The organism is Lentibacillus cibarius (assembly GCF_005887555.1).
GTDB lineage: Bacteria > Bacillota > Bacilli > Bacillales > Amphibacillaceae > Lentibacillus > Lentibacillus cibarius.
In genome coordinates, this window is sequence record NZ_VCIA01000001.1 from 1,499,476 (window position 1) to 1,511,662 (window position 12,187).

13 protein-coding genes are annotated in these 12,187 nt (G+C 31.7%); all 13 read right to left on the bottom strand.

What is annotated here, in order from left to right:
- Positions 1-23: 23 nt before the first annotated feature.
- Positions 24-461, bottom strand: coding sequence for a protein-export chaperone SecB (locus FFL34_RS07195; RefSeq protein ID WP_138602804.1), 438 nt, complete (start codon positions 459-461; stop codon positions 24-26).
- A 1-nt stretch (position 462) separates the two neighbouring features.
- The gene (locus tag FFL34_RS07200; RefSeq protein WP_138602806.1) at positions 463-747 is read right to left on the bottom strand and encodes a hypothetical protein; all 285 of its coding nucleotides are present in this window, start codon (positions 745-747) and stop codon (positions 463-465) included.
- A gap of 21 nt (positions 748-768) precedes the next feature.
- Positions 769-1,362: a hypothetical protein gene (locus FFL34_RS07205; protein WP_138602808.1), complete on the bottom strand. Its 594-nt coding sequence runs from the start codon at positions 1,360-1,362 to the stop codon at positions 769-771.
- 963 nt (positions 1,363-2,325) lie between these two features.
- The gene (locus tag FFL34_RS07210) at positions 2,326-3,354 is read right to left on the bottom strand and encodes an NAD-dependent epimerase/dehydratase family protein (protein WP_138602810.1); all 1,029 of its coding nucleotides are present in this window, start codon (positions 3,352-3,354) and stop codon (positions 2,326-2,328) included.
- A 55-nt stretch (positions 3,355-3,409) separates the two neighbouring features.
- A complete protein-coding gene (locus tag FFL34_RS07215; RefSeq protein ID WP_138602811.1) occupies positions 3,410-4,303 on the bottom strand; it encodes an ATP-grasp fold amidoligase family protein in 894 nt (297 codons plus the stop codon).
- 41 nt (positions 4,304-4,344) lie between these two features.
- Positions 4,345-5,634 (bottom strand): lipopolysaccharide biosynthesis protein, encoded by a 1,290-nt coding sequence (locus tag FFL34_RS07220; protein WP_138602813.1) that lies wholly within the window; start codon positions 5,632-5,634, stop codon positions 4,345-4,347.
- A gap of 106 nt (positions 5,635-5,740) precedes the next feature.
- Positions 5,741-6,637, bottom strand: a complete 897-nt coding sequence (locus FFL34_RS07225; RefSeq protein ID WP_171046316.1) for a glycosyltransferase family 2 protein — start codon at positions 6,635-6,637, stop codon at positions 5,741-5,743.
- A 156-nt stretch (positions 6,638-6,793) separates the two neighbouring features.
- Positions 6,794-7,435, bottom strand: coding sequence for an O-antigen ligase family protein (locus tag FFL34_RS07230; protein ID WP_138602817.1), 642 nt, complete (start codon positions 7,433-7,435; stop codon positions 6,794-6,796).
- Positions 7,366-8,076 (bottom strand): hypothetical protein, encoded by a 711-nt coding sequence (locus tag FFL34_RS07235; RefSeq protein ID WP_138602819.1) that lies wholly within the window; start codon positions 8,074-8,076, stop codon positions 7,366-7,368. Before FFL34_RS07235 ends, FFL34_RS07230 begins: the two co-directional genes overlap by 70 nt.
- 231 nt (positions 8,077-8,307) lie before the next feature.
- Positions 8,308-9,132: a glycosyltransferase family 2 protein gene (locus FFL34_RS07240; RefSeq protein ID WP_138602821.1), complete on the bottom strand. Its 825-nt coding sequence runs from the start codon at positions 9,130-9,132 to the stop codon at positions 8,308-8,310.
- A 58-nt stretch (positions 9,133-9,190) separates the two neighbouring features.
- A complete protein-coding gene (locus FFL34_RS07245) occupies positions 9,191-10,273 on the bottom strand; it encodes a glycosyltransferase (RefSeq protein ID WP_171046318.1) in 1,083 nt (360 codons plus the stop codon).
- A gap of 71 nt (positions 10,274-10,344) precedes the next feature.
- A complete protein-coding gene (locus FFL34_RS07250) occupies positions 10,345-11,436 on the bottom strand; it encodes a glycosyltransferase family 4 protein (RefSeq protein ID WP_138602824.1) in 1,092 nt (363 codons plus the stop codon).
- A 76-nt stretch (positions 11,437-11,512) separates the two neighbouring features.
- Complete coding sequence (locus tag FFL34_RS07255; RefSeq protein WP_138602826.1) at positions 11,513-12,184, bottom strand: HAD family hydrolase; 672 nt, start codon at positions 12,182-12,184, stop codon at positions 11,513-11,515.
- Positions 12,185-12,187 lie beyond the last annotated feature (3 nt).

Consider the following 12,187-nt stretch of genomic DNA (forward strand, 5'->3'; position numbering starts at 1 on the left):
AACCCTCAAAAATCAGGGTCCACTTATTCATTATCATACTCTTCAGTTATAAAATCTTGTTTTTCTGCCATTGCACCTACATTAATTGGCGGTAATATGATTGGTAAATCGCCGCCTTTTGAACTTACATCAGATACTAATGATCTCATATATGGGTAAAGGATTGCTAAGGAATTTTTCTTATACAAATGATCAACAAATTCCTCATTAGTATCATCAATATTTCCTATACTAAATACACCCAAAATTGTGGCTTTTAAATAAAAAGAGTTTTCTTCAAAACTTTTATCTCCTAACTCAATTGAAAAAAAGAGAGCAGCCTCTGTTCTTTCCTTATCACCATATTTAATATTCAACTTAAAATCAGGGGAAACATTTTCTGACTCTAGATCTATATAAGGATTGTGATAATAAATTGATTCTATTACATCGTAATCATCAAATGATAAAATTGATTCCATATTATGCAACCTCGTCTTTTTTTTCGTCAAAATTAAAATCAAAGTCTTTTGTAAGGTTTTTGTATCTAAGCTTACCACTTGTTTTTTTTATTTCTACATCCATACTTATTAATTCCTGTATTGGTATTTCCTCAGCACTAAAATCTTCAAATAGGTGTGCATACAAACCATCCACATCAAACTTTTCGCCTTTAATATAAAACCCAGGAGTTTCGCTTTTTTTGACAGAAAGGCCATATTTTTTTGCAGTTTCTAATACCCGTTCTTCGGTTAATTTAATATCCATTTCTAATCACACTCTTTCTATTCACTTAAAGTTAACTTCTCTTCTCTTGCGTTTTTTAAAAGGCTTTTTTTTAGACTCAAATATTTCAATTGTGTCTCTACTAATAATTGACGAATCTCTTACACATACTTGTGCACTTTGCATGCTAATACCCATTCTTCCCATTTCAGGCGTATTTAAAACAAACTGTGGCTGCGTAGAAATATAAAAATTTTTTTGTATTGCTTTTATATTGTCTGGAAGCAAATCCATTATAAAACACCTTAATTTAGTATTCCCTACTTGATCGTCCGAATATGACTCAATGCTATACTCGCTACCAAGTTTATTTATTAATTTCTTTAAAGTAAAAATTCCACTTCTACTATTTAAATTCAAAAAAGACGATGAATTAACCACTATTTTTGTGAATAAAACCGTTGCTGTATCGCCCTGTTTTGTTTGATTCATAGCCCAACTCATAGCTTGCTCAGGATCTTCACTAAAGAAGTATATCCCTTGACCCAGCCAATGATCAGATCGTTTTGAATATGTATATGTTTTTTCTTGCTCAATTGCTACTGCTACTTTATTATCTGTACCATGAAAACCATTTATGACAACATCATAATCCATATAATCTTCCTTTAATTATGTGTATTATAAAAGTCGCAAAATTAGAACTAATTTTAAATACAACAATCCTACGATGATACTGAGTAAGTTAAATAATAACATAAAATATTGTAAGTATGTGCCAAACTGTTATATTTGTTATTAAATTGTAATATTCTTTTAACAAGAATGTGATTGACTAATACAATAATTTTAATTCCTATTCGAACTAACTAAACTCCTAGACAAGTTTTGCACGTAATGCGTCTTGCGAGTATTTCCAATTACGGTTGTCTAAATTACGGGAATCCTGCCTTTGTATGCATTATTTTTTCATAAGGAGGTAATGCAAAATCGGAATACCGGGTAACCATTTACCAATATAGGCTTGGCAACACCACCTGGATAAAGTGAGAGCAACTTACGAACCTCAGCATCTACGTCTTTATTTTTTTCATTTTCGAATACGCCCCAGCGATACACAAGTCTCTTTCAGTGTATCAAGATCCCTAATTAGTCTTTCTAAACCTTCTTGTATTCCCACATTCAAATCCCTCCAAAATATTATTTGTCAGACGTGGTTTTGCTATTTGAGAACTATCACAGCAGCGTTTTCCAAATCAAACGTCTGACAAATTATTTACTATCATAATTTGAATTATTGAACGTCAGTATTATAATATGAAAAATTGTCATGGAATTGGATTTTAGGTAACACCAATTCAAAATTTCACTATCCGTTTGTTTATATAATCGTTCATCAACTGTTAAATTTTTATCAGAAAGGTTCTTCTGTGCACTTTCATCTGAATTCAAAACAACATTATAAAATATGAAGCCACCCACTATTAAAAATGCTATCATTCCAATTAGTATTAAGCTGAAAATTTTCTTCTTACCCTACATGATATCCTCCTATTTTATTGTCCCTTTCTCAGTTTTCACATCACTGTCTTACTTTACTAGCAATGGAAAATCGTCTGTTCATTTCACCTGATAATAATCCACATACCAATCAGCAAACTTTTGCAACCCGTCTTCAATGGATGTTTCCGGTTTAAATCCTACCTCGTTATAAAGCAGATCTGTTGAAGCATACGTTGCTGGTACATCACCAGGTTTAATAGGCTCATAGACTTTATTAAACTCCACTTCACGACCTAATGCATTGCTCAACGCTTTTTCCAGGGCGCCAATGAACGTCATAAGCCTCTCCGGGCTGTTGTTGCCGATGTTAAAGACACGGTGCGGTGCTCCCTCTGCCTCCTCAGGCGGATTGCCCAATAGTCGTTGCATCCCATTAACGATATCGTCAATATATGTAAAGTCACGATACAAATCATTATCAAAATCGCCATTGTTAAAGACCTTAATCGGCTCCCCTGCAAAATACTTATCCGTGAAACCGAAGTAAGCCATATCCGGACGTCCCATTGGTCCGAAAACCGTAAAGAAACGAAGACCTGTTGCCGGGATGCTATAAAGGTGGCTGTACGTATGCGCCATTAATTCATTAGACTTCTTCGTTGATGCATACAGCGACACTGGATTGTCAACAAAATCCGATTCTTCAAATGGCACTTTTTTATTCGCCCCATACACCGAACTAGATGACGCATAGACCAGATGATCGACCGGAAAGTGTCTGCAGGCTTCTAGGATATTGTAGAAACCAATGAGATTGCTCTGGATATAGACGTCCGGGTTCTCAATCGAATAACGTACACCAGCCTGTGCAGCCATGTTCACGACAATATCAGGTTTATGTCCTTCAAACGTCTCCATTAGTTTGGATTTATCTGCAATATCCCCTTTAATAAAGGTGAATGTCTCATAGGGCTGCAGCTGATCCAGCCGTGTTTGTTTCAAATTAACGTCATAATAATCATTCAGGTTATCAATGCCAATGACCTTGCAGCCTTGATCCAACAGTTTCTTGGAAAAATAGAATCCTATGAAGCCAGCAGCTCCGGTAACTAGGTAGGTTTTTGCGTTTGGTGAGTGGGAAGTCATATCATTATCTCCTTTCTGTTATAGATTGAATAAACCGGTAGCATATAACACTTAATTACGTTATTTTCTCCGGTAAATCAATCATGTCGCCTAGTTCCCTTAAAAAACTTTCTTTATAACGTGTTGCGAGTCCTGCATCCGGGGTAAACGTCATCTCGCCCAATATAGTCCGACCATTGTAATCATAAAAATCCACCCTTACAAATGGAAAGGGATTTGATAACTTTTCTGCATAAAATATCATTTCTTGTAAAGAATCAGGCTTTTTTGGGGTTATCATGCCATCACTCGTTCTATTTTTTAAAAAATCTATACTATTCCATTCGTTATCAAACATAAATCTTTTTACCCCTATCTCTCTTTCAGTTACTACTAGAATATATTTAGGATTACCATTAAAGCAAAAAATTTTATAATCAATTGGAAGATTACCTTCTTCAGTTTCCATGAATTCCTCACAAATTATTCTCGGTTTCATACTCTGGTAATTTATCTCCCCGACTTTTAAAGCAAAATTTGTTTTAATCCATTTATTTAATTTCTTTTCGACTTTTCTACGATTAATTTTATTTTTATCTTTACATACAATATTAAATCCAGAACCACTTGTTACTTTAAGCACAAATTTATCTGGAAGGGTATTCCACTCAATATTCGATGCATCATCATAAACAGAATGTATATTATTTAGTATATTGGACAACCCCATATCATTTACATAATTTCTCATCTCAAATTTGTCTCCACATTTTGAGACCAGAGGATGTTTCCAATACAACTTCAACCAATGTATTTTCTCATTAAAATTCTTTGGGTTTGTTAAATCTATACTTTTACCCATTGCTCTTTTATATAAATATTTCGTTGCGAGATAGGGTGATATTTTTACAAGTAAAGCCACAAAAAAAGAATGCAATTTACGATAAAATTTTTTAATCAATGTTAACATAAGAATTCCTGCCTTCCTTACATATAACAAATATAAACGAACTAATTGCTTTTATATAATTTCTTACTTATTTTTATTGTACTTAAAATTAACACCGCGTTTAATAAAGCACCTGTAATTCCAAATAAAGCAATTGCAATTACATCACTATCAAAAACCACAAAACCTACAATAAGTGCAGACGATCGAATGATTAATCTTATTATCGAAAAGAATAGGTACAGCCTCTGTAATGCTAAAACAGGTATAGCTCTTACACTAGGCTTGTTCATAAATACTGAAAAGGACGCTAATGAGATCCATCTTGAATACTCACCAGCAACGTTCCATCCTTCCCCAAACACAAATTCAAAAAGCCAGGGACCAAACATAATAACCGTTCCGAAGGGAATGATACCTATAGCACCAAGTGCTAAAGTGGCTTTTATTATAAGTCGATTCAAACTCTCTCCATTGTTTGCTGCTTCTGAAATACGGGGATAGAAAACATCACCTATTGATTGTCCTATCAACCTAGAAGGTAAAGATAGAACTGTCTTACCTATGTTGTAAAACCCTGCAGCTGCTGGTCCAAAAAAAGATGTTAAAAATAATATCGGTATATTCTGTGATATTGCACTAAAAAATTCCTCCGGCGCCCTATATAAAGGAAAGTCTCTATGTTTTTTAGCTAGTTTTTTAACTGAATCACCTCTCTCTTGCGGCTGCATTTCTCCTTTATAATCTGACCTTTTAGCAAAAATTATCATCATAAGGGCCTTTATACCATTTCCAGTTGCTTGTAAAGCGACTAAAACAGTTGCTGTTGGATAAATTAAGCCAATTCCAACTTTACCCCCATTTACAACAACCGATTGCATGAAATTTGCCTTAGCATTTATTGAAAATTGATTTGTCCGAATAAGCCATTGTTCGGATACTTGCATTAGACCAGCAAATATTATAACAAGCGGTATTAAATATAAGAAGGAAGATATTCCCTCTATTTGAAATGCTTCTAGAATACTATTTTTAAAAAATAATAAGATGATTGTTGTAAGAAAAGCTATGATTAAAGTAACAAATATCGACAGTTTTATTAAACCTTTAGCATTTTTATCACTTTTAGGTAATACTATCGCTATAGGGTAAGTCAATGCTGCAACTGGAATAATGATGCTTGTTAAAGCAGTAAATGTACCCATAATGCCAAAAGCTTCAGGGCCATACAACCTTGTTATAATTGGAGATAAAGCGATGGTGATAGCCTGTGCTCCGGCAGCCCCAGTAGCCATAACAGTAACATTTCTTACAAAGTGTGATTTACTTAATTTATTAATGTTTTTTTTCATTTATTGACCTCACAAATCATACAATACACCTAATTATTGACGAGTACGATTTTTCTAAATTTCAGTTTGAAGCAGTAATTTATTGAAATAACTTTCTACAGCAGCTTTAAATAGATCTAAAGCTATACAAAATCAATTTTACTAAGTTCTTCAAAATAGCACTATGATATGGATAAATCTTTACAGCTTCCCACCATTTTTTCATAGCAAATTTACAGCCATATTTAACTGCATAAAATGGTACAACCGTTAATTTTCTTTTACTATGAATTATTGGATGTAATTTAAGATAATCTATATTTAATTCATTAATTTTTTCTTTACCTTGTATTTTATTATCAACATTTTCAGATATCCTTTCGCCTTCATGTATATAATAATTGACTAAAGGGATATCAACATAATTGACTTTATACCCTTTTGAAATTCTTAACCACAAATCATAATCCTGTGATGATTTCAAATCATTATTAAAATACCCACACTGGTCTAGTGCTTCCTTTTTAAGTATGACAAAGGAAGTAGAACCGATAAAATTTTTTTCAATCAATTTATCATATACCATCCCTGAGACTCTATTACTTATGACATTTTTACTTATTTGTTTATTATCTTTTATTGTTATAATATACGCAAAACAATAAACTAATCCAACTTTTTCATCGGAAAATTTTCTTATTTGATATTCTAGTTTATTCGGAAGCCACTCATCATCATCATCCAAAAAGGCTATATAATTACCTCTAGAATTATTAATTCCAGTATTTCTTGCTACACAAGCGCCTTGGTTATTTTCATGTTGTATATAGTTCACACGATTATCATTAAGTGCTTTTAGATTAGACTGAATATCCACTTTATGACTGGATTTTTCAGGATTATCATCAACTATAATTAACTCTAGATTATTATATGTTTGTGTTAAGACACTATTAATTGCCTTTGACAATGTATCAAATGATCTTTTATAAGTTGTTATAATAACACTTACTAACCCCTCCAAATTATTCACACCCTCAAATCTTTTATTATTCTACAGAAATGTGCGCATTCACTTTACCAACAACTAACTCAACTTGTCCGTTACTGTTCTCTGTTATAGATAGCTAAATAATAGTCGTGGTTACACACCAATATAAATATCCCCTTAACTCAACATTCATATTGGATAAGCCCTCTTATTTTTATTATTTTCCAAGCTTAATACGAAGATTAAAAATACTACGCCTATAAATCTTGAACTAAGTATATTTGGTATTAACATAGCCCCAAATAAAATTAAAATGAAAAGATAAAAGTATTTAGAATTGTTATTTAAACATGTCAATAATAAAGTAATAATGAAAATAAAAAGCGGTACAAAATAAATGATTCCACCCTGTGCAAGTGCTTGGAAAAATAAATTATGTGGTAACATACCTCCTATATGACTGTAAGTTGTACTTCCAAACCCTACTCCCATAATTGGATTGTCTTGGAAGATATTAAATGCTATTTCATTTAGTTTTAAACGACCTGAACCACTTAATGATGCTTTGCCCCTTATAGAAAATATTAAAAAAACACTTCCTATAAGTAGTCCAATGTTCATCAAAAGTAATAACAACCCTTTAGGGCTACCCTTATATAAGTACTTATAAAGTTGAAGAAAATTGTAAATACTAAATACTACTAAAAAAGATACAATTCCAGTTCTAGCAGAAGTAATTAAACTCGTTATTAACAAGAACCCTAATATGATGTAATGTAAGTTATTTTTACGAGATAAATACAATATAAATGCGCCTGAAACGAGATACAACGATAAAAGCTATAATCCGAAAATAAATAACCATATGCCTCTCTATAGCCACCTAAAAATTGATAAGTGCCTATTTCAATACCTACAGTCTTTTTTAAAATAAATTGGATAAATACACCAATGCCTGCAATTATTGTAGTAAACACATAATCCTTTTCTAATACATTTGTCTGTTTTTTTGTTATATTTTCTTTTATATAAAAACCAAATAATGCCAAGATAAACGGAACACTATTATTCACTAAGTCATTAAAGCTTTCTATATAGTCCTCACTCGAAATGAAGACAATAGAGGTTATAAGTATCATTATTATAGATATTAATGATAAAGGAGTTTTAAGAATATATCCCTTAAATAAAAAATAAATAGCATTTAAAAATAATACAATTACTACAATAATGTTAAACCATGATATTGGTAATTCACCATAGTCACCACCAAATATATTTATGAAAGAGAATGGTAGAGATAATATTAGAACTCTTGTAATTGCGAAATAAAAACTGTATTTTTTTATCGAATAGGCAAATACAGATGTATAAAATAATAAACATAAAACAAATGTTACAATTACATTATTTATCGTCAAGATATATATAGATAATAAAATAAATAAAATGTAATAGATTATTATTTGCAAAAAAAACATCCTATCTCTGATTGGGTTAAATATAATTAAATTTATTTTATAGATGAATAATGAACTAGTTATTCTAAGGCTAAACACGTTTGTTATACTTCCATACAGACAAAAAGCCAATAGTATAATTTGAGTAAGCCACCATTAAATTCTAGGTTAAATATTGGAGTTAATAGACATTACTTTTATAATAATTATGGAATACCTTAACCGCTTCAATTGTAAATAATATTATTTAATGAATTTAAAAACGTCTTTACCATATATTATTTTTCTATACATCCAAAAAGGAAATAAGCACCTAATTAGTACATCAATCTTCTCTTTTAAATTTAGTTTACCTAAATATTTGATAGCTTCATTTTTGTTCCCGTTTGCAATACATACTTTTGACAATTTATAATTATAGTTTTCACCTAAGTTACTACGTACACTATTAGGGTTTATCCTATAATACAATAAATTTTTATTTAAGTAATAAAATCGACCTTTATTCCTTATGATCCTTAGCCACAGCTCGTGGTCTTGTCCTGTTATATAGTTTTCATCATATAACCCAACATTATAAATCGTTTCTTTTTTTATCATTGTTGATGGGTGAATAATATAGTTGAAATACGGCATTAATTTGATCATTTCATCACTGTTATTCGGCCTCCATGCGTCACACACATGGTTCGATTTATCATTTATTATACATGCATTAGTAAAAACCACATCTACATCTTTGTTCTGTTCAAATACATGTATTTGATTTAAAAACCTGTCTTTACAAGCAATGTCATCGGCATCCATTCTAGCTATTACTTCTCCTGATGATAATGAAATCATTTTATTTAGATTTTTAGTAAGACCTTTGTTTTCGTGATTTTTAAAATATTTTATTCTAGTATCTTTGGGTATAAATTTATATATTATTTCTTCAGTTTTATCAGTCGAACAGTCGTTAACAATTAATAATTCAAAGTTTGAATAAGATTGATTTAATATACTTCTTAGGCATTCATTTAAGTATTTTTCACCATTATAAACTGACATAATTACACTAATTTTCATTTAAATAACTCCTGGTATTTATAGATCATATATTGAATTATCCAAAATATAATAAATTCTAAGTGTTTATTAGAGTATTATATTCCTGTTCCAATCTGTTTACCATTGATTCAATCGAAAACTCCTTAGCACGATTCAAACCATAATTAATTATTTTTGGTGATTTTTCCTCATCTATTAATATGGATCTTACCTTCTTGGCTAACATTTCTGGGTCTCCTTGAGAGAAGATCATATCTTTTCGCTCTACTACATCTCGTAAACCCGTGACGTCACTAACTAAAACAGGAATACCACTCGCCATTGCTTCCACTGCTACTAACCCAAAACCTTCCCAATGTGAAGATAAAACAAAAATGTCGGCAGTTTTTAAAATTTGAGGAATATCTTTTCGAAATCCCAAAAAGGAGACTCTATGGTGTACGCCTTCACTGATGGTGATTAATTTAATATTTTCTGTCCATCCCCCATCTCCAACGAGTATCAATTTGAATGAGTCATCTAAATAACTTAAACTCTTTATCAAAGTTTCGTGATCTTTTTGATGATCAAATCTTGCTATCATAACAATTAATTTATCATTTTTTTTGATGTTAGCGAATAAGTATGATCTATCATAGGGCTTTGCATCAGTATAATCAGATAGATTTATACCATTAGGAATAATTCTTGCTTTCTTATCGGTTGATGGAATCCATTGAATAAGGTTTTGTTTAGTTCCTTCACTTATGCAAAAAATACGTTGATATCTTTTATAGATAATAGATTCAATATGTCTGAAGTAAGACTTATCACGACGACGGTTATGGGTGCTGTGTTCTGTATACACGAGTTTGAAATCTTTATTAACAAATAAACTGCAAAGTGCTACCCAGTAGAGAGCAGGAAATAAATGAACATGAACAATATCATAATCACCTTTCGCAATAACCTTCTTCAATTCATTGATTTGACTGGGGGAATGTAGAGACCTACTATTTGATACATAAACTTGTATGCCTTTAGATTTCACAGTATCTAAATAATGGTTATTTTGTTGGCTCAAAACCATTACTTCCACATCTGCCCCACGTTCTTTCTGACTAAGAACCGTATCATGTAATAGCTTTTCCGCTCCTCCACCCGTAAAGGCATTTATCACGTGCAAAACTCTCATACAATCCCCTATCTTTCCATCATTCAGGTTGTTCTCTTAGTTTAGAATAATTTTTCTCAACCTATTTCCTTTTGTATTTCTTCCATATAAGCATCAACAACAATCTGACGATCAAATTCTTCTTCAATTTTTTTCCGTGCGGCTATTCCCATTTGTCTCTTTTCTTCATGAGAAAGATTTAAAAACATTTCAATCTTGTCTATAAGATTCTGACTGTTCTCTTGTTCAACAACATATCCATTAATGCCGTCATCAACTATTTCCCTGCACCCGCTGCGGTTAGTTGTAATAATCGGACGACCGCTTGCGGCGCTTTCTAATAAAACGTTGGACATACCCTCAGGATAATAAGTAGGATGAATTGTGCAATGAGAGATTTTGTGAAACTCTCTTACATCACTTTGCATACCGTGATACTGGATAATATCCTCGTTTTGTAATTTATTAAGTTCACCTTGATATGCTTCTTCGCAGAATCCTAGTACATGGAACCTGGTATTAGGATACTTTTCCCGTATGAATCTTGCCGCTTTTAGGTATTCGTCAATTCCTTTTTTTTGCATAACACGAGATACAAATAGAAAGTGTATTGGATCATCTTTTGGATAGTCTAATAATCTATAGTGTTTCAAATTCACACCTGAACCCGGTATTAATCTATCGTTACCACTCACAACTGATTTTTCCTTAAAGATATGTTCATTTTCCTTATTTTGAAAAAACACACAGTCGGATCTTTTTAACCCAACCTTATATAAAAGTAAAGTAATTTTCTGCAACAAACCGTTTCCTTCGGCAGCAGTACCAAGTCCTGTAATATTGGTTATATATGGGATTCCTTTCACCCTACAAGCTAGGCCACCATAAACATTGGGTTTTATCGTATATGTTAGAACAGCATCAGGATTAACATTGTTAATGATTTGTAAATAATTAAAGAATAATTTTATGTCAGAAATGGGATTGGTTCCTCGTCTGCTCATAGGGGTATTAATATACTTACAACCCATCTCCTCTAGATCAGGAACTAAATCACCATGGGGTGATGAGACATAAACCTCATAATCCACGAGTAAAGCTTCAATAACTTCCTTTCTAAACTTATATAATCCAACATCATTATTAGCTAGTATTAGAATCCTTGCCATCATTTGCTCCCCTAACTTAAACCTAGAAGTAAATCCCGTAGTGACTACCTAAACGGCTTCCCAAACTACTTTTTATCTAAGTAATAATAGAATTTAATTCATTTAAAGTGTGGATTGAATAATCTTCTTTGATATTACTCAAATAGTTTTTATCTTTATAAACTCCATCTCGGTAAATTCTTATTGTCTTTATGGGGTACATACTGCCTATATAAAAATCTTTTTCAGGATTATCACCAATATATATCATATCATTGAATTTAACATTCAGTTTTTCTTTCATTACTTCAAATGATTTAGGATGCGGCTTCCAGTATTCTTTTCCTAATTCATCTGTTACAATAATTTCATTAAAATAATTAACTGCTTTTACAGCCTTTAGCTTTTGACGTTGTGCACTTGCATAACCATCAGTAATAATACCAATTTTAATGTTTTTTTCCTTTAGTAGTCCCAAGCATGGTAATACGTCATCAAAGAAATCTATATTTGGTAAATGGTTACGGTAGTCTTTTACTAGCTCCATTATATCGCTTTGAGAGTAGGCAACGCCCAGTTTATCAAATAACCTATTAAAAACTTTCTTAGGGCTATCTTTATAAAGATCAATTAACAAATTATATAGTTCTTCTTCATCTTTGCCATAGCTTTTTTTTATTATCTTAGCTATGTGTAGATAACCACTTTCTACATACTTTCTTTCTGAAATTAACGTATCATCCAAATCAAATATAACTGCTCTCGTCATTTA